Consider the following 18,148-nt stretch of genomic DNA (forward strand, 5'->3'; position numbering starts at 1 on the left):
AACCCCACACTAAAATCCCACAAACTGCTGTAGATTCAGCACCAGATAGGGTTGCTTAGCATAATTGAGAGAGAACTCGCAGATACGTAGAAGTTCTAAGCACCCGCGCTCAGCGCACCCGTGCACGCATCGCACCCCGCTCTCTGTTAGAGCACACCTTCAATCAACTGAGTAATCAACTCAGAGTATGGCAACCCGCTTGCTTCCCACGCCTTGGAATACATGGAAATCGGCGTAAATCCTGGCAAAGTGTTAATTTCGTTGACCAGCACATCACCTTCAGCAGTAACGAAGGTATCTACGCGACTCAATCCTGCACCATCCACAGCAGTAAATGCTCGGGCAGCTACGTCTTGCACTTTAACCAGTAATTCTGGGAGTAAGTCAGCAGGAACTTCTACGTGAGAGGCTTCGCTATCCATGTATTTGCTGTCGAAATCATAGAATTCAGTGGTATTCGCAGAATCAATAACCACTTCACCCGGCCAAGATGTGCGTGGCTCATCACCGCTGCGAGGCGCCAAAACCGCGCATTCAATCTCTCGACCGTTCACACCCTGCTCAATAAGCACACGCCAATCGTGTGATGCCGCTTCTTCAACAGCAGCCTGAAGCAACTGTTCTTGCTCTGCCGCATCTGTTACCCAGTCAACGCGCGTTACACCAAAAGAAGATCCTGCACGCGATGGCTTCACAAATAGCGGATAGCTGAGCTTTTCTTCCACAACGCGAGCGCGCAACTGAGCGCCATCACGCTCCGAAGCTTTACGAGCGTCAATGCTGAAGCCTTCTGCCACACCAATGCCCGCCTGACGCAATAATTCCTTCGTATAATGCTTATCCATGCAAGCCGAAGACGCCAAAACGCCGCATCCCACATAAGGAATACCCATCATTTCGAGCAGGCCTTGCACTGTGCCGTCCTCTCCATAAGGACCGTGAAGCACAGGGAATACGGCATCAATGTATCCCAGCGATTGCAAGCTTCCATCCGTCTGCAGAGCGAAGAAACCTTCGTGCCCGCCTGCTGGATCAATCACAACGCGCTGACTTGTTTCGCTTGCACGCACCTGCGGCATACTTCCGGACTGCTGTGCCTCGTCAAGTGACCATGCGCGCGGGTCTTCACTGCCGATAATCCATTCGCCTTCGCGCGTTATGCCCACGGGAATAGCGTTAAATTTTTCTGTGTCGAGAGCGTTTAATACTCCGGCTGTAGAAATGCAGGAAATAGAGTGTTCATCTGCTTTACCGCCATAAAGAAATACGATATTTTTCTTATCTGTCATCTGCTTCTCCTTATGCATGTATCTCGTCAGTTCGCGCTTCGCAACTGTATCAGCAACTGCATTAGTAGCTACCCTAGCTTGAACGAAACTTTACTCTTCAATAGAACCGTCAGCAAAAAGTTGGCTGAGCATTTCTGCGCAGGAAATACCCTGTTCAAGTACGTTATTCATAGCGCTTGCCAAAGGGGTTGGCACACCGTACTGCTTGCCTAAGGCTACAACTGCTGCTGTTGTTGGCACGCCTTCCGCCACACCATTAGATGCTGCGGTAGCTTCTTCCACGCTCATTCCCTTACCGAGGTTAGCGCCGAAAGTATAGTTACGGCTGAGCGGAGATCCGCAGGTAGCAATCAAATCGCCTACACCTGCTAATCCGGAGAACGTGCGAGGGTTAGCGCCCAAAGCTTCACCCAAAGCAGTTAGTTCTGCTAAACCGCGCGTTTCAATCATAGCGGCAGTATTTTCTCCGTATCCTGCGCCACGAGCCATACCTACGGCGAGCGCGGTTACGTTCTTTAACGATCCGCACATTTCTACGCCAACAACGTCATCGGTTACGAACATCTTAAAGTAATCGTTGGTTGCTGCTACTGCAACTTTTTCCGCAACCTGACGGTTAACCGATGCAACTACTGCTGCTGCTGGCTGGCGCTGTGCTACTTCTTTCGACAGGTTTGGACCAGATACAGCAGCAAAACGTTCCATAGGCAGGTTCAGTGCTTCGGTGACCACTTCATCCATGCGCTTGTCTGTGCTGCGCTCAATACCTTTCATGAGCGAGACCACGATAGCATTCGATGGAATTAAGCCCGCAAATTCTTCTAATGCTTGACGTGCAAACTGCGCAGCAATAGCCACAATAATGATCTCAGCGTCTTTCACTGCTTCTGCACGGTCTAAAGTTGCGCGCATGGAGTGAGGAAGTTCCTTGACCACAGGCAAACGCACAGGATTCGTATGCTTCGTGTTAATAGCATCGATAATTTCTGGCTCGATGCCCCACATCATCACATCGTTGCCAGCATCGGCCACAACTTGACCGAATGCTGTTCCCCACGCTCCTGCACCTAAAACAGTTACCTGTGCCACACTTACTCCTCTACTTCCTGATTATCGTTATGCTTATCTATTTGCGATGGTCGCGGTTTACGGCTCATCGAGCGGAAATCCCAGCGTCCCCAAGTTGGTCGTTCTTCGCCGCGGATTTCTTCCATCAGCTCTTCCATGCGGTTAGCTACACGCTCGGTCAGCTCGTCTATTGCTGACTGCGGTGCTCCGTACTCACCCCAGTTTTCGCTACCCTTAAGTAAGTCCGCATAGTCGAGAGCTGTATCGTATGCCATAACAACGTTTTTGCGCGGCCACGGGAACACATGATTAATACTGGCTGCTCCCCACGTTACTGAAACAAACAGAGGGATTTGATGTCCGAGTTTGCGCGAGGCTTCGAGAGCAATAACAGCGAGACCGGATTTAAGACTCATCGGCCATTTTTGAGGGTCGCGCGTAACCGTACCTTCTGGCCAAATACTGAGAGGACGGTTATCCTCGGTTAGGATGCGCACAGATTCGTGGATAATAGCTTCTGCCTTGCCACTGCGACGTGGCACTGGCTGCATGCCCACTGTTTTGAACCAGTTACCGATGATTGGCCAGTTCGCCATTTCCGCTTTAGCCATATAGCGCGGACGACGTCCTTGATGGAACAGACCGCACATAGGCACGAAAACATCGAACTGCGTAACATGCGTTGCTGCGGTAATAAAAACGCCTTCTTCAGGAACATTTTCGAGCCCCCAGGAATACGCTTTCATGCGGGTATGCGCTACCCACGAAATCATATCGAGCAGACGCTTGGCTTTTTTAGGCTGCTGAGAAGCTATTTCTGCATCATTATTTTTACGCTGAACACCGGTTGGTAAGTATGTAAAAGGGTCGCTGAGATGATGTTTCTGTGCGAGTTTACGTACTTGAGCATTGCTCAAAGCTGGCACAGTTTTTCCTGGACTTGGTTTTCCGCGAGATACCATAGGCTCTATTCTATACTGGAGGGCAACATAAACGCTCAGTAAGCCTGATACGACTCACTGAGCGTTAACGCAAATATTTTAGTTAAAGTCTGCTCCTAAAGCAGTAAGTTTGCCTCGGAAATCAGCGTATCCGCGGTCAATCAGAGAAATACCGCGAACATTTGATTCGCCTGTTGCAGTTAAAGCAGCAATCAAATGCGAGAAGCCGCCACGCAAATCAGGAACATCAATATCTCGACCTTCCAAAGGAGTCTGACCGAAAATAACAGCAGAATGCTCAAAGTTGTGCTGCTCAAAACGGCATGGCAAAGAACCCAAGCATTCACGGTATAACTGAACGGTTGCGCCCATCTTCACCAAAGGCTCAGTAAAGCCGAAACGGTTCTCGTACACAGTTTCGTGCACAATCGACAAGCCTTTCGCCTGCGTTAAAGCGACTACCAAAGGCTGCTGCCAGTCAGTCATAAATCCTGGATGAACATCCGTTTCAATAGCAACTGGCTTCAAATCTCCACCTGGATGCCAGAAGCGAATGCCCTCATCAGTAACGTTAAACTCGCCACCAATCTTGCGGTAAACATTCAAGAAAGTCATCATTTCTGGCTGAGTAGCACCCTTAACGAAAATATCTCCGCGCGTAGCCAGCGCAGCAGCTGCCCAAGAAGCAGCTTCAATACGGTCAGTCAAAGCAGTATGCGTATAGCCCTTAAGCTGCTTGACGCCTTCGATGCGAATAGTGCGATCGACATCAACAGAAATAATGGCACCCATCTTCTGCAAAATAGCAATCAAATCCATAATTTCTGGCTCAATAGCAGCGCCCGACAGCTCAGTCTTGCCCTCAGCGAGCACAGCAGCAAGAAGAGTCTGCTCTGTTGCACCTACAGAAGGGTACGGCAAATGAATCTTCGTACCCTTCAAACCGTGCGGAGCAGTAATATGAATGCCGTCTTCATGCTCTTTATCTACCTCAGCGCCAAGCTTGCGCAAGGTTTCCAAGTGATAATCAATCGGACGATCTCCAATACGGCAGCCACCCAAACTAGGAATAAAAGCCTCGCCTAAACGATGCAGGAGCGGACCAGAGAACAAAATTGGAATGCGCGAAGAACCAGACAGTGTTTCTACATCGGATACAGCTGGCATCTCCACATGCGAAGCATCAATGGTTACAATACCCTTCTTACCATCGACAGTGGTGTCTACACCATGCAAACGCAGCAAGTCGGATACCACTTGCACATCGCGAATTTCCGGCACATTCTTCAGCACCGACATACCTGGAGCTAACAAAGCGGCGACCATTGCCTTGGACACAAGATTTTTTGCGCCACGCACTTTAATTTCACCGCCGAGAGGCTTACCGCCTACAACATGCAATACATCGTCTTCGCGTGTCATTTTTATGCTTTCTCTTTACGGTCTTTGAAAGTCTTCAAAGTAGTCTTACTTATTCTAGTGTGTCATACCTATTGTGCGCGAGGTGTGAATACACGTTCTGAGCGAACAGCTTGTTGCGTTTGGTTCGCTTGTTTTTGTTACTTAGCGTCCGGTTGCTCGAACATCCAAGCCCAAACGAGCGTTCCACATAGCTCCCGTTGCACACATAACCGCGCTGGCTCCGCTGTTACGGTAACTTAAGTAATCAGCTGCCGAGGTAACACCACCTACGCCAATAACATGGAAAGTATCATCCGATATTCCCAGATTATGCTGTACGCGACGCACGCGCTCAACCATCTCTAATCCTGCAGATTTAATCGCTGCCCCACACACTCCCGAGGTTTCTCGCCCTTCGCCTGGCAGAGCCTGATTGCCGTTCTTATCTACCAGTTTCGCAGAAATCGTGTTGATGGCGGCAAAACCCTGAACCGTCCCGCGAGCTGCCGTGTGCTGAAGCATTGTTTCTACGCTTTCATCGTTAGGCATAAATGCCAGCTTAATGATCAGCGGAATATCGCCAATTTCGTTCTTGACCGCTTCCGTTATGCGCCCTACCAGTTCCGCGTTATGGCACAGCAGGCGACCATGCCCCTCGTTTGGGCAACTTGTATTCATTTCTAAGAGGCGAGCGCCTGTTTCTAGGACTAACTTGGCTGTAGTGACGTGATCGGCAATGTACTGATCTTCGTTCATCTCTGGGGTGCGTGAGCCTTGGAAACTGGCCAGTAGCACTTGTGCGTTGTGGGCGTTGTGGATTGCGCGCTGCATATCTGGCTGCCACACATCAGGATCTTGGCTTGGCACGCCAAAAGAATTGGAAATAGAAATACTGCTTGGTTCACCAAAGTTTGTGTCGGCAAGCAAACCGTTTTGCGTTTCTTCAGAGTTCGGAGTAAGAGTTCCATCTGCGCTTGTTGGGTGTACAGACAGCACGTTTGGGAAAGGATTGCATCCCCACGCGCGAGAACGCACTGTTTTATAGGTAGCAATATCAAATCCAGCGCGCAAAGCCGCGGTGGTAAAGTGCTCGTTGAGCAGAGGGCCTGCCGGAATGCCGAAAGGTGAGAATACTGGTTGACCAAAGAAATCAAAAAGCTCGCGGCTCTGCTCTTGAGTGGTTTGGATGGCTTGCGTCTCGAGTTTGTTTAACGCCTCGCCAGCGAAGTCACCAAATGGTCCGCGTTCATAGTTGTCTTCATACGTGAGATTTACATCGTAAAAAGGCGTTGCTTCCATTGTTCTCCTATCGCAGACCTCGCGCTTTGGTTTTTTATGCAAAAGTTACGTATCTTTTTGCATGCCACTGCACTTATCTCTTAAGTGTAGCGATATGCATGATTTTATGGGAAAGGTGGTGATTGTTGAGAACTGCGGGTGAAGATGGAGGGTGTTCGGGTTTTTGTGTAAGTGGTGGGGTTCACTACGCTGATTTTATTCACCTCTGGGATTGGCCTTGTTTGTTTAGTGCTGGTTGGTTGACTACGCTTGCTGTGAGGGTTCTGCCTGTCGTGAGACAAGGCAGGACGTGTCAGGTTTTGTGTGTATGTGGTTTTTGTTGGATTTGGCTCGCTGGAGCAGGGCTTGATTATGTAACTTAGTGTAAGTGACATGGTCTTTCGGTAAGTCATACCTGTGAGGTGCCACTTGATGAGCGAGGTTCTTCTGTGGTATATTCGAATTCGTATGTTCCCAGACATGACGTGTTGAACACGGCTTCACTGGGAACACATTTGAGCCTGATTATTGCCTGTTTTTCTGTTCCCAAACATGACACGTTCAACGCAGCATCACTGGGAGCAGTGTGTTGCCATGCAGCACACGTAAATAAGAGCAATACCTCTTATAGTTGTATGTGCTACACGAGAACAACGAAAGGTTATGGTGTGCACAGCATACCAGCTAACCTTTTTTAATCAACTGTGCGATGAACCAAAATAGCTCACCATAGGGCAACCCACCATCTACACAAAAGCCCTGATACCCTCACAAGGCACGTTCGACATGCCCTAAGCTATACGAAAATGGGCAATAATGAGCCTCAATCGCGTGATGAGACAAGGAGCGTTCAACGTGTCTTGCCTCATCACATGCCGATTAGCAGAACTGAGGTATGAACACACGTGCCAACGGTCACATCTGTCGTATAGTGCACACAAGCACGTCACCCGTCATCACCACGACGCAATCAAGCCCCCTGCGTTGCCACCAATAAAAATCCTCCCGTTCCTTAGACATAAATTCCCCAGTCCAAAAATCGGGACGCAGTTCATCAACGCGTCATAACTCACAATAGTCAGAACCTTCAAAGCATTCTTAGTAAAGGCGAAACGGCACACCTCCATGTACTGTCAAAACCAACAATAAAACGCTCACGAGGAATCCCCCCCCCCCACTCACCATCAAAAACAAAGCGGCTGCACTCACTTGTGATGAGCACAGCCAACCACTTCTTGCTTGTGGCAAGTCATATTGAGTTATCACGTGTAGGGCGAGACGCCGTTGTCTGCACGAGCACGTGAAATCCCAGAAAACCTATGCAGAGCCGAAGTTATCTATCTGAAAGCGGTCCATCCCATGGCACGACTACTTCAGGAGCAGACGAAACCTTTTCGGTTGCCGTGGTAAAAGCAGGAATGGTCTTTGGCTTAAACGGATACTTTACAGCACGCATCTTTTCATACGCCTCAATATCGTCTTCGTGCTGAAGAGTCAAATCAATATCGTCGTAACCGTTCATCAGACGCCAACGCACGTAATCATCAACTTCAAACGGAAGCGTAACATCTGCACAGGTTACCGTGCGCTCATCTAAGTTCACAGTAATCGACAGTCCTGGCTCTTCTTCCAAGAGCTTCCACAGCAGTTCAATTGATTCCATAGGCATCAAAGCAGCGAGTACGCCATTTTTTGCCGTATTCCCGTAGAAAATATCCGCGAAACGAGGAGCAATGACTACGCGGAAACCGTAGTCATGCAAAGCCCAAACAGCATGTTCACGCGAAGAACCAATACCAAAGTCAGGCCCGGTAACGAGAACCGAGCCGTTACGGTAAGATTCCTGGTTCAAAATAAAGTTCGGATCGCGACGCCATGCGTAGAACAGAGCGTCCTCAAATCCCGTACGGGTAACGCGCTTCAAAAATACTGCAGGAATAATCTGGTCAGTATCCACGCTTGAACGTTTCAGCGGCACGCCTGTTCCTGTAAAAACAGTCAGCTTTTCCATGTCTTGAAATCCCTTACTTGTTGTCCGTCAGTAAAACTTGTAGCCCGCAAAGCTTTAGTTTTAAAACCTTTCAGTTTTAGAGCCTGCGCCTAGGCTATTGCTGCTATATTTTGTGCGTCATTCAGCGGTTCCAAATCACTTGGAGAGCTAATAGTTCCGCGCACAGCCGTAGCTGCAGCAACGAGAGGAGAAGCCAAGTGAGTGCGGCTTCCCTTACCCTGACGTCCTTCAAAGTTGCGGTTGGAGGTAGATACTGCTCGCTCATGCGCAACCATTTGATCTTGATTCATACCTAAGCACATGGAACATCCAGCATTACGCCATTCAGCACCAAAGTCAAGGAAAATCTTATCGAGACCTTCTTTTTCTGCCTGCAGACGTGTGCGCGAGGAAGCTGGAACAACGAGCACGCGGTGAAGGTTCTCAGCCTTATGACGTCCCTTCATGATTGCGGCAGCAGCACGCAGATCTTCGATGCGCCCATTCGTGCATGAACCGATGAAAACAGTATCTACTGCAATGTCGCGCATTGGAGTGCCAGCTTCGAGTCCCATGTATTGCAGAGCGGATTCAGCCGCAGCCTTATCGGTGGGGTTAGCGAAATCTTCTGGAGATGGAACGGGATCGTTGAGCGGAATGCCCTGTCCCGGGTTCGTTCCCCATGTAACGAATGGAGACAGCTCATCGGCGCGAAGGGTAATTTCCTTATCGAAAACAGCGTCATCATCGGTTACGAGAGACTTCCAGTATTCAACTGCTTTATCCCACATCTCGCCCTTAGGCGCATGTGGACGTCCCTTGAGGTATTCGAAAGTTGTTTCGTCAGGAGCAATCATGCCCGCACGAGCGCCACCTTCAATAGACATATTGCAGATGGTCATGCGCGCTTCCATAGACAGCTTGCGGATGGCTTCACCGCGATATTCAAAGACGTAGCCCTGGCCGCCGCCAATACCAATTTTGGCAATAATCGCGAGAATAATGTCTTTAGAGGTTACGTCTGGCGGGAGTTCGCCTTCCACATTAATAGCCATGGTCTTAAATGGCTTCAAACTCAAAGTCTGCGTAGCCATAACATGCTCTACTTCAGACGTACCAATACCGAAAGCAAGAGCGCCAAAAGCACCGTGCGTGGAGGTGTGCGAATCGCCGCACACAATGGTCATGCCTGGCTGGGTAACGCCCAGCTGTGGACCCATTGCATGCACAATACCTTGGTCAGCATCGCCAAGAGGATGCAGACGCACGCCAAATTCCTTACAGTTGGCTTCCAGCGTGGAAATCTGCTTAGCGCTTGTTTCGTCTGGAGAGACCTTGTCGATATTAAAAGTTGGAGTATTGTGATCCTCGGTGGCAAGAGTCAACTCGGTGTGACGCAGCTGGCGACCAGCTAGGCGCAAACCTTCAAATGCCTGAGGACTTGTTACTTCATGCATCAGCTGTAAATCAATATAAATGAGGTCAGGAGCACCATCTTCGCCTGTGCGAACGAGGTGGTCTTGCCACACTTTTTCTGCCATCGTTTTTCCCATGTAACTATTGTGCGCGACACGGTGGGATTGTCCGTGTTTGCATGTCACATATTGAGATGCCATAATACTTATATGACGAACGAGCAAATCAGTATCCACAATACGAACAGTGGCCCTGCAAAGCCTGAAATTGTAAAGTCTGGCGTGGGTGTTCTCGACAAAGCTGCTCTGATTCTCGACACGCTCGAGAAAGAGCCATGCTCGCTTGCTCAGTTGGTGAATGCCACTGGTTTAGCTCGACCAACTACACACCGCTTGGCCATTGCGTTGGAACGCCATCGTTTTATTTCTCGAGACCAGCAAGGGCGTTTTACAGTGGGCTCCCGTTTCGCAGAGTTGGCAACCGCCGCTGGTGAAGACCGTTTGCTTGCTTCTGCTGAGCCAATTTTGCAGACTTTGCTAGAGCGCACTGGGGAATCGGCGCAGATTTACCGACGTCAGGGCGATCAGCGCGTGTGCATTGCGGCTGTGGAGCGCACAAGTGGATTGCGTGATTCGATTCCAGTGGGGGCTATGCTGTCGATGGAAGCTGGATCTGCCGCTCATATTTTGCTTGCGTGGGAAGATAATGAACACATGCATCAAGGGCTGCGGCACGCTCAGTTCACTGCGCAGACTTTGAACACTGTGCGTAGGCGCGGATGGAGCGAGTCGATCAACGAGCGAGAAAAGGGCGTTTGTTCTGTCTCCGCTCCGATTCGCAACGCTGCTGGACATGTGATTGCTGCGATTTCTATTTCGGGTCCAGTTGACCGTATGGGTATTTCGCCTGGACGCCACTACGCTCCGCTGGTTATGAAAGCCGGTCGTTACCTCAGCGAAGCGATGTCGCGCGCGAAATCAGTATAACTTATAATATTTTTACATGTTCAGGTAAATGGAGCAGTAAATAGAGCAAAATAGAATATGCCTGCGGTGTGAGGTTGAGAATATCCCTCACACCGCTTTTTGTGTGATATGGTGATTTTTGAAGCAGGTAGGGACTTAAGCAATTCCTAACACACGGCTTGAGGACTTGAGAGATTTTTGGCAGTTAACTCTTAGTTCTTGAGCCTCACACGGTTGGACAAGCTCCTGCGCCCATCAAATACTTACATGTAAGCCCATCAAATCGACGTGTTTCTTATCCATATGGCGAACCACTTACAGCTATCGATAACGTTCCGCGTTAAAGCTGTCCGCACTTCAAATCAGTCTTGGAAAAGTTTTACCGAGCGCAGATAAGCTCGACGGTATACGATTTAGAGCGTGCTGTATCGTTCGTACCTACCAGTTAGCGTTACGTGGTAAAGCTTTTACCACGCGAAAGTAGAAGCCTATTGGGCTGTATCATTCATAGCTAATCACAACGATGAATAATACAGCAAACTGGTTTTTCGGACTTAGCGGGGTGTGTAGGTTACAAGTGCGTGAAAGTTGCTAGCATGCCTTTTAAGAGTGATTGAAACCCGCGTTCATGCGTGAAGTCGATACGCGCAACCGATATGCCACGTGTGAACCCATTTTTGCGTATCAAAACTGGCATAACAGGTGTACGAATCGGTTAAGCAGAATGCGAGAGAGTAAAAGCCCCTCGAATTGAACACGGTGTAAAGCCCGATTGCACGAAACAGCTACAAGCCATGCACCTGCAACTCCACCACCCCCTAAAATCCCATGAGACATAACAGTTCATCGGACTTAGCAGGGGTTTATAGGTTGAGTCAGCGTGTAGATTGTGAGCGCTCAACGCCCACCGCCCTGCAACTAGCCGTCCACAGCCCACAGCCCGGCAGCCCAAGCCCTACCCTACTTCTTCCTCCTAAAAGTCATCAGCGACACAATCCCCGCCACAACAGCGGCAACGCTCGCCAACACCTTTGGTTTACGCAGTAAATTAATGGCTTCTCCCGTATTATTTGGCATATATGTGCTCGCCAATGCATACGCCTTATTACCCGATGGCTTGCCCACTAAATCACCAAATTCCAACAGCTGCGTGCGCGGTTCAAAAGGATGCCGCACATCGAACTCGAATAATCGCGTCGCGCGCTTTTCAGGGTTTGGTCCGTAAGTACTAAATCCTGCGGTCGGCGTGCTCGTTAACAGCAAACCATCAACCACACCCGCCAAAGCGTTGCGGTGATCATGCGCAGCAGACAGCGCAAAATAGTTATGCTCTTGCAAGAAACGGAATTCCCCACTGTCTTTATCCGGACAGCTAATCCCCTCACCCAAATAACTTCCTGGTAGTGTTCGTTTCTCATCAAGCACATAGCTATGGTTTTCGAAAGCGCGATATCCCTGAATAGCGTTAACCGTCGTTGCTGGTACCGAGTGTAGTAAATCATAGTACTTCTGTACTGGCATGTGCTGGAACGCTATAGCACGCACATTCATCTGACGTACTGCATGCTTCAAAAATTGCATAGCACGCACGCTCGGCTGAGCGTAACCGCCTTCACGCGCATAATCGCCTGAATTAATAATAGTTATGCCTAAAAGATTGCTGCTGTTATATTCATCTCGCACAGGTAGCGCAAAAGTTCCCGCTTCACCTGAGTTAAGCACTTGCTGATTTTCAAGTAACGACGGCTCCTTCTCTTCGTCAGCACGAAGAGAAGGATTAATACAGCCCGAAAATTCGCGGTAAATATCTGTAAGCTCCTCGAGGCTCAAACCGCACTGAAAATCATGATTACCGAAAGTTACGGCAAAAGGAATACGACGATCAACAAGCGGTTGCAAGAACTGCGTTAAAGTTCCACGAACGATTTGACGGGTTCGCTCTTTTTCTGCAGAGTTCGGCTCGGCTGCGCGGTCAAGCCAGCGGCGCTTGATAAAAGTTGGAGAATACGCGGCATCATAGCCCGCGATTTGATTACCTGTAAAGATAACAAGATCAGGACGAGACGCATCGCAAGACGCAGCAATAAGTTTGACGGTATCTTTCGATACTTTTGGACCGTCTTGAATATCGCTTATCTGTAAGATGCGAAACTTACCGGACGCATGAAACTGAAGCTGTCCTAAACGCGCGGATACAGACGTTGACGCTGAGATTGCGTTTGATTCAGACTGCTCGCCGTCATTGTGCGATGTTTGCGTTTTTTTCTGCGTGTGTTTCTGCATATGACCCTCACTACCCATGAATTAAGCATACGGCAGGCAGCTTACGTTTTGCCTGAGAAACAAAAAATCTCTCAAGTCACCTGACTGAGAGATTTAATCGCTGGGATACCTGGACTCGAACCAAGAACGGCTGAACCAGAATCAGCTGTGTTGCCAATTACACCATATCCCAATATGGCGTGTCTTGAATGTGCACAATGTGCAACATGGAAGGCACTTCGTACCCCCAATGGGATTTGAACCCATGTTACCGCCGTGAGAGGGCGACGTCCTAGACCGCTAGACGATGGGGGCTTAAGTTATCCGTTACTTTTGACTACTGCCAACGCAACGGATACTTACAATACACTAATCCAAATGCTTACGCAACTCGGCGAGTCGCGCAATGCTCAGGTCTTTTCCGAGAATCTCCATAGACTCGAAAAGAGGAGGAGATACGCGGCGACCAGACACAGCAACACGCACTGGTCCGAATGCCAAGCGAGGCTTAATACCAGCGTCTTCAACGAGTACCTGAGTCAACACCTCATGCACATGTTCTGCCTTGAAATCTTCAGCTGGAATATCCTGCATTGTTTTCACAGCCATATCCAGAACCTCACCTGCAGATTCTTTCAGCTGCTTACGAGCATCCTTCTCCGGCTCAATATATTCTTCAGTCGACAGCAAGCTGCCCACCATCCCCGAAACTTCGCCGAGCAAGCGCACACGTGGCTGTACCAGCTCAACGGAGTCGGTCAAAATCTGACGCTCGCGGTCGGTTAAGCCGTCCCAAGTATCAGCCGACACAACGCCATCCTTAAACAGGTAAGACACCGAGCGGCGCAGGAAATCAGAAGACTCGAGCATGCGGATGTGTTCAGCGTTAATAGCAATCGCTTTATCCAAATCAAAATGCGCAGGATTAGCCTTCACATCGCGCACATCGAAGTTGTCGATCATTTCGTCCAAAGTAAAGACGTCTCGATCAGCCGCAATTGACCAACCCAAACCAGCCAAATAGTTGAGCAAACCTTCACGAATAAAACCGTTCTCGCGATGCAAGAAGAGGTTGGACTCTGGATCGCGCTTGGACAGCTTCTTCTTTCCCTCGCCCATCACATAAGGCATATGACCGAACAAAGGCACTTGCTGAGCAATACCCAACTCAATCAAGTAACGATACAAAACAATCTGACGAGGTGTAGAGCTGAGCAGATCTTCACCGCGCAAAACAACGTTAATATCCATCATGGCATCGTCGACAGGATTGGTGAGCGTGTAGAGCGGGTCACCATTTGGACGCACGATTACATAATCTGGAACACTGCCGGCCTTGAACTCAATCTCACCACGAATCAAATCGTTAAAGCTAATGTTCTCGTCTGGCATCTTAATGCGGATAGCAGGCTTGCGACCTTCGGCACGGAAGGCTTCTTTCTGCTCTTCGGTGAGGTTGCGGTCGTAGCCGTCGTAACCGAAAGCAGCTGGACGACCAGCAGCCAAGTTACGCGCTTCAATCTCCTCAGAGGTGGAGAAGGACTCGTACGCATAGCCAGCCTCGAGCAGCTTAGACGCTACATCCTTGTAAATATCGCCGCGCTGGCTCTGACGGTATGGGCCGTGAGGACCGCCCACATCGATACCCTCATCCCAGTCCAAACCAAGCCAACGCAAGGCTTCGAGAATCTGCTCGTAGGATTCCTGCGAATCGCGCTGAGCATCGGTGTCTTCAATACGGAAGACGAAAGTACCCTTGGTATGACGCGCTTCAGCCCAGTTAAACAGAGCGGTACGCACCATGCCTACGTGAGGAGTTCCTGTTGGAGATGGGCAGAAACGCACGCGCACGTTCTCTGGCAGTTCAGGCTTAGAAGTTGCTGCTACATCGCTTGCCGTATCGCTTATTGCACCGCTTGCTGCATCGCTTGCTACAACTGCGGTATTATTCACATTTGTTTCAGTGTCTTGTGTCATAGGGACTATTGTAGGTAGGAGGCTGTATGAACGTGTTTTTCGCGACACAGCCACTTTATGCTGTGCAAGCCGCGGGTGGCAGCAGGAGGCGAAAGCAGCACATAAAACTGAGAAAACTCACACAGAACTCATACGTAGTAGGTAGGTTACAGCTTTTATGGCATCCTTACATCCAGCACGACAGAAACGACAAGCTAACACGCGTGGTATTAGCACGCACTTCTCGCGTATTATCCCCACCCTTTTAACCGTGCTCCTCCTCGGCATTGTCTGGCAGTTAAGCGCCAACACGAGCCCGACGGTTGCGCGCGCTTTCGCATCGCCGAGCGCGATTCTCGAGGCCGTCCAGCTGAACTGGTCAACGCTGACCATGCATGCCAGCGTTACCATTACTGAGGCCGCTTGGGGCTTTGCTTTAGCGGTTGTGCTCGGCATTGTTGTGGGCGTGGCACTGTATTTATGGCAGCTGGCGAATGCGGCGGTTATGCCAATTCTCACCACGATTCAGACCTTGCCGCTCATTTCCATTACGCCGTTCGTTCTGTGGTGGTTCGGTTTCGATGAACTCGGCAAGATCGTTCTTGTCGCAGTTTTTGGCGCTTTCCCGATTGCGATTCAAACCTCGCGCGGTCTGCACGCGGTTCCGCAGTATTTTGCTGATGTTGCGCTCACCTGCGGCGCTACTCGCTCGTGGACGCTCTGGCACGTTTTGTTGCGCACAGCGGCACGTCAGATTTTTAGCGGCATTCGCATTGCCGGCACGTATACGCTCGGCACTGCTGCCACCGCCGAATATATGGGGAGCCGTCACGGTATCGGCATTTTCCTGCAGTCCGCGTACAACTCCTTCCAGGCGCCACTCGTGTGGGCGTGTACACTCTCGATTGCTGTTCTCACGGGAGTTCTTATGCTCGTTATTGTTGCTGCCGAGCGCGCTCTGTTGGGAGAGCCGTCGCAAGATTTGATTGATTAGTTTTCCTGCACTGTTTTACAATAAAACAAGTTGCGTTTGAACCCGCTTAAGGAGTTGATTGTATGGTCACGATTACGTATTCACCTGCTTTTGGTGAGCCGCCGAAGCATCAACCCTATTATGGCGCAAACCCACTGCAGGCAACGAAACGCTTCTTTACCAAGTACGCCACGTTTAACGGCCGCGCCTCGCGTAGCGAGTTTTGGTGGCCATTGCTTATGATTTGGCTGGTCACTCAGGCTTTAGGCATTATTAGCTGGATTTTCCCTGCACTCACTATTGCTACTGCCATCTTAAGCACCATTGTGTTTATCGCGTCTATTACCCCATTCTTTGCGGTAGCAACTCGTCGCATGCATGACGTGAATTTGTCAGGCAAATGGCTGTGGGGCCTCTTAGGTGCTAGCACGATTGGGCTCTACATTGGCTTTATTATTGCCATCACTTTGTTTGCCACGACCTTAATGAATTCGGAACCAATGCTTATCGCCTTTGTTATTGGCTTCCTGTTTATCGTTTTGATGCTCGGCTCAGTGTCCTGCTGGATTGCTTTTGTGATGCTTATGGCTAAGCCGAGCGTCGACGAGGGCGTGCGCTTCGATATTATGCGCACGATTATTCCGGTTGCAGTGCCTGTGGCGCCAGCGCCTACAGCTCCACTTCCGGTTTATTCGGATCGTCCTTAATATGCTCGAACTTTTCGGCGAGCGCAGCCTTGCTCTTGCGTTCGTCTTCTTCTTTCGCTAAACGCTTGGCTTCGTCCTTATCCCATAAAATCTCGTCGTGACGGTACTGCCAGTGCTGTGCCGCAGTCTCTACGAGCGAAATCGCAGCCGCATCATCTACGCCCGAGTTATAGACGGAAATCAGCTGATCTGCTTTCGCAAAAGTGCGCGGCGTATCGCAGGAATCAAGGTATTCGTTCGCAATCAAAATCATTAAAGCTGGACCGCTTACCGGATCGTCCGATCCATCTACAATCGCTTTCGCTATAGCGGCAGCCAACTTAAAACCGCGCACGAGATTCGCAACGTCATCATCCTCGCCCTCTGCGGCAGCCTGAGCGTCGTCCTCGGCGAGCAGCGTTTCAATCGCTCCTAAATCTGCGGATACAGCGCCTCCGTTAGCCAGGCAAGCGGCCGCCTGAACAATCGCAATCGCATCGCCTGTCTCCTGGATTTCGTGCGCCTGCTCGAAAGCGTCGTTCGCGGCCAACAGAGCATCCACAAGAACCTGATTGCGGCCCGGAATATCTTCCGCGCCCTCAAAAACGTACTCAGCGTCCGCAATGGTCAGGTCTTTGGACTCGTCCGAGTCAACGCCGAGCAGCAGTTTCGCAATCTCGAAAGTCTGACGCACCTGCATGTTATCGCCAAAATGCACGTCGTTATCGAGCTGCTGCGCGTCGGTGAGCGGCCACAGCGCCTCCAAATTCGCAGCCGCCGCATGAGCCTGATTAAGAAGAATCGCTGGAATAGTGAGCGTTGATTGTGTCATCGCATCTCCTCGTTGAGCGTTGTTCCCGAATATCCTACGGTTTATTGTACGCCCGCCGCAGGGTCTGCGTACTCAATACTCGCCAGTTTGTGCGTGCCCACTTCGAAAGTAAAGCTCGTTACCGAGGCAAGCGCGGTTTTGCGCAACAGCATGTTGTGCTCGGAACGGCCCTTTTCCATAAGGCAGCGGAACGACCAAATTGGTGACTCATGCATAACAGCCAGCACGTTTCCGCCCGGATACTCGTCTACCTTCTCGAAAACGAAATCCTGCACGCGCGCGGCAATCTCCTTATAGCTTTCGCCCCAGCTCGGACGCCATAAATTGCGCACCAGCTTCCAGTTGCCGTTCTTCCACAGCGCACCCTCACCGTGACCGATGCGTTTGCCGCGAAACTCGTTGCGCGCCTCAATAATGCGCTCGTCGGTAGTTACGACATCGTAAATATTGTTCGTTTCTGGCATCTTGCCGAGCTCCTCGACGATAGCTGTTACCGTGTCGATTGTGCGGTCGAGCGGCGAAGAGAAGATAGCATCCGGATTTTTGGTTTCTGATTTTTGTGCCAGATAGCGCCCGGTTTCGTGCGCCATGCGCATACCGCGCTCCGAGAGATGGAAGCCCGGTAGACGCTCGTAGAGCACATGATCTGGGTTATAGACCTCGCCGTGACGGATGAGATGAACCGTTGTGTATGTGCGCTCTGCCATGATTAGAAGTTCAATCCGTTCCAGCCCCAGTCAGCCGTAGCTGTGTAGCGAATGTAAATATGATCTTTAGCGATGCCCAGTACCTCGTTGAGCGCTGCCATAATCTGCTCAGTAAGGCTTTCCCAGCATTCGCGCGCAATTGGGTTGCGACCCAGAACGTTGACTTCTACGTATGCAGCTGGTTGGGAATCGTCGCCGCCAAAATAGATAGGCATATTGTCTTCGAATGGGCACATGAGCCATGTTTCTGACTTGCCAGGAATAGCGGTTATAGCTTTGCCGAAAATGCTCTTAAGTTCTTCACGCTGACTTTGTGTTGTTTCTACGCTTACATGAGTGTGAATTACTGGCATGATTGTCTTGCCTTTCTGTGTTCTTTTGTGT

The 18,148-nt window shown here is 50.1% G+C and carries 15 protein-coding genes and 2 tRNA genes; 3 read left to right on the forward strand and 14 right to left on the reverse strand.

The genetic code is table 11. The annotated features are described in order from the left end of the window. Window positions 1-146: 146 nt before the first annotated feature. The 7 genes from HMPREF2909_RS02480 to leuC form a co-directional block, all read right to left on the reverse strand. Window positions 147-1,289, reverse strand: a complete 1,143-nt coding sequence (locus HMPREF2909_RS02480) for a D-alanine--D-alanine ligase family protein (RefSeq protein WP_071415103.1) — start codon at window positions 1,287-1,289, stop codon at window positions 147-149. A 90-nt stretch (window positions 1,290-1,379) separates the two neighbouring features. Beyond that, window positions 1,380-2,378 (reverse strand): NAD(P)H-dependent glycerol-3-phosphate dehydrogenase, encoded by a 999-nt coding sequence (locus HMPREF2909_RS02485; RefSeq protein ID WP_071415104.1) that lies wholly within the window; start codon window positions 2,376-2,378, stop codon window positions 1,380-1,382. 2 nt (window positions 2,379-2,380) lie between these two features. Beyond that, window positions 2,381-3,319, reverse strand: coding sequence for a lysophospholipid acyltransferase family protein (locus HMPREF2909_RS02490; protein ID WP_071415105.1), 939 nt, complete (start codon window positions 3,317-3,319; stop codon window positions 2,381-2,383). A gap of 78 nt (window positions 3,320-3,397) precedes the next feature. Continuing rightward, on the reverse strand, window positions 3,398-4,720 hold the full coding sequence (gene murA / locus HMPREF2909_RS02495; RefSeq protein WP_071415106.1) for a UDP-N-acetylglucosamine 1-carboxyvinyltransferase: 1,323 nt from the start codon (window positions 4,718-4,720) through the stop codon (window positions 3,398-3,400). Between the two features lie 141 nt (window positions 4,721-4,861). Next, a complete protein-coding gene (locus tag HMPREF2909_RS02500; RefSeq protein WP_071415107.1) occupies window positions 4,862-5,998 on the reverse strand; it encodes a beta/alpha barrel domain-containing protein in 1,137 nt (378 codons plus the stop codon). A gap of 1,312 nt (window positions 5,999-7,310) precedes the next feature. After that, on the reverse strand, window positions 7,311-7,988 hold the full coding sequence (gene leuD / locus HMPREF2909_RS02505) for a 3-isopropylmalate dehydratase small subunit (protein WP_021617553.1): 678 nt from the start codon (window positions 7,986-7,988) through the stop codon (window positions 7,311-7,313). Window positions 7,989-8,077: 89 nt separating this feature from the next. After that, on the reverse strand, window positions 8,078-9,520 hold the full coding sequence (gene leuC / locus HMPREF2909_RS02510; RefSeq protein ID WP_071415108.1) for a 3-isopropylmalate dehydratase large subunit: 1,443 nt from the start codon (window positions 9,518-9,520) through the stop codon (window positions 8,078-8,080). Between the two features lie 72 nt (window positions 9,521-9,592). Between leuC and HMPREF2909_RS02515 the strand changes: the two genes are divergently transcribed. Further along, window positions 9,593-10,369, forward strand: a complete 777-nt coding sequence (locus HMPREF2909_RS02515) for an IclR family transcriptional regulator (RefSeq protein ID WP_049188030.1) — start codon at window positions 9,593-9,595, stop codon at window positions 10,367-10,369. Window positions 10,370-11,308: 939 nt separating this feature from the next. Here the strand turns inward: HMPREF2909_RS02515 and HMPREF2909_RS02520 are convergent. The 4 genes from HMPREF2909_RS02520 to gltX all read right to left on the reverse strand — a co-directional run bounded on the left by HMPREF2909_RS02520 (window position 11,309) and on the right by gltX (window position 14,587). Then, window positions 11,309-12,631: a metallophosphoesterase gene (locus HMPREF2909_RS02520; protein WP_049206514.1), complete on the reverse strand. Its 1,323-nt coding sequence runs from the start codon at window positions 12,629-12,631 to the stop codon at window positions 11,309-11,311. A 100-nt stretch (window positions 12,632-12,731) separates the two neighbouring features. After that, window positions 12,732-12,803, reverse strand: a tRNA-Gln gene (locus HMPREF2909_RS02525). A 49-nt stretch (window positions 12,804-12,852) separates the two neighbouring features. Continuing rightward, a tRNA-Glu gene (locus HMPREF2909_RS02530) sits at window positions 12,853-12,925 on the reverse strand. A 54-nt stretch (window positions 12,926-12,979) separates the two neighbouring features. Next, window positions 12,980-14,587, reverse strand: a complete 1,608-nt coding sequence (gene gltX / locus HMPREF2909_RS02535) for a glutamate--tRNA ligase (protein WP_246815499.1) — start codon at window positions 14,585-14,587, stop codon at window positions 12,980-12,982. 157 nt (window positions 14,588-14,744) lie between these two features. Here gltX and HMPREF2909_RS02540 point away from each other — a divergent pair, with 157 nt between their 5' ends. Then, entirely contained in the window at window positions 14,745-15,560 is an 816-nt protein-coding gene (locus tag HMPREF2909_RS02540) for an ABC transporter permease (RefSeq protein WP_084797218.1), read from the forward strand. Window positions 15,561-15,622: 62 nt separating this feature from the next. Further along, window positions 15,623-16,246 carry a DUF805 domain-containing protein gene (locus HMPREF2909_RS02545; protein WP_071415109.1) on the forward strand — a complete coding sequence of 208 codons (624 nt, stop codon included), beginning with the start codon at window positions 15,623-15,625 and terminating at the stop codon, window positions 16,244-16,246. On the opposite strand, the gene HMPREF2909_RS02550 is transcribed toward HMPREF2909_RS02545, so the two are convergent. From HMPREF2909_RS02550 to HMPREF2909_RS02560, 3 genes are read right to left on the reverse strand one after another with little or no spacing between them, the layout of a single operon-like run. After that, on the reverse strand, window positions 16,209-17,057 hold the full coding sequence (locus HMPREF2909_RS02550; protein ID WP_071415110.1) for a hypothetical protein: 849 nt from the start codon (window positions 17,055-17,057) through the stop codon (window positions 16,209-16,211). The genes HMPREF2909_RS02545 and HMPREF2909_RS02550 overlap by 38 nt on opposite strands. Window positions 17,058-17,098: 41 nt before the next feature. Next, window positions 17,099-17,764, reverse strand: coding sequence for a histidine phosphatase family protein (locus HMPREF2909_RS02555; protein ID WP_021617543.1), 666 nt, complete (start codon window positions 17,762-17,764; stop codon window positions 17,099-17,101). Window positions 17,765-17,766: 2 nt separating this feature from the next. After that, the gene (locus HMPREF2909_RS02560; RefSeq protein ID WP_071415111.1) at window positions 17,767-18,117 is read right to left on the reverse strand and encodes a phenylpyruvate tautomerase MIF-related protein; all 351 of its coding nucleotides are present in this window, start codon (window positions 18,115-18,117) and stop codon (window positions 17,767-17,769) included. Window positions 18,118-18,148 lie beyond the last annotated feature (31 nt).

It is taken from the genome of Alloscardovia sp. HMSC034E08 (genome assembly GCF_001813415.1).
In the GTDB taxonomy this organism is placed as follows: Bacteria; Actinomycetota; Actinomycetes; order Actinomycetales; family Bifidobacteriaceae; genus Alloscardovia; species Alloscardovia omnicolens.

Coding starts and splice junctions, on each gene's coding strand:
- HMPREF2909_RS02480 (WP_071415103.1), bottom strand. CDS start 1,289: ATGACAGATAAGAAAAATATCGTATTTCTTTATGGCGGTAAAGCAGAT.
- HMPREF2909_RS02490 (WP_071415105.1), bottom strand. CDS start 3,319: ATGGTATCTCGCGGAAAACCAAGTCCAGGAAAAACTGTGCCAGCTTTG.
- murA (WP_071415106.1), bottom strand. CDS start 4,720: ATGACACGCGAAGACGATGTATTGCATGTTGTAGGCGGTAAGCCTCTC.
- HMPREF2909_RS02500 (WP_071415107.1), bottom strand. CDS start 5,998: ATGGAAGCAACGCCTTTTTACGATGTAAATCTCACGTATGAAGACAAC.
- leuD (WP_021617553.1), bottom strand. CDS start 7,988: ATGGAAAAGCTGACTGTTTTTACAGGAACAGGCGTGCCGCTGAAACGT.
- leuC (WP_071415108.1), bottom strand. CDS start 9,520: ATGGGAAAAACGATGGCAGAAAAAGTGTGGCAAGACCACCTCGTTCGC.
- HMPREF2909_RS02515 (WP_049188030.1), top strand. CDS start 9,593: ATGACGAACGAGCAAATCAGTATCCACAATACGAACAGTGGCCCTGCA.
- HMPREF2909_RS02520 (WP_049206514.1), bottom strand. CDS start 12,631: ATGCAGAAACACACGCAGAAAAAAACGCAAACATCGCACAATGACGGC.
- gltX (WP_246815499.1), bottom strand. CDS start 14,587: ATGACACAAGACACTGAAACAAATGTGAATAATACCGCAGTTGTAGCA.
- HMPREF2909_RS02540 (WP_084797218.1), top strand. CDS start 14,745: ATGGCATCCTTACATCCAGCACGACAGAAACGACAAGCTAACACGCGT.
- HMPREF2909_RS02545 (WP_071415109.1), top strand. CDS start 15,623: ATGGTCACGATTACGTATTCACCTGCTTTTGGTGAGCCGCCGAAGCAT.
- HMPREF2909_RS02550 (WP_071415110.1), bottom strand. CDS start 17,057: ATGACACAATCAACGCTCACTATTCCAGCGATTCTTCTTAATCAGGCT.
- HMPREF2909_RS02555 (WP_021617543.1), bottom strand. CDS start 17,764: ATGGCAGAGCGCACATACACAACGGTTCATCTCATCCGTCACGGCGAG.
- HMPREF2909_RS02560 (WP_071415111.1), bottom strand. CDS start 18,117: ATGCCAGTAATTCACACTCATGTAAGCGTAGAAACAACACAAAGTCAG.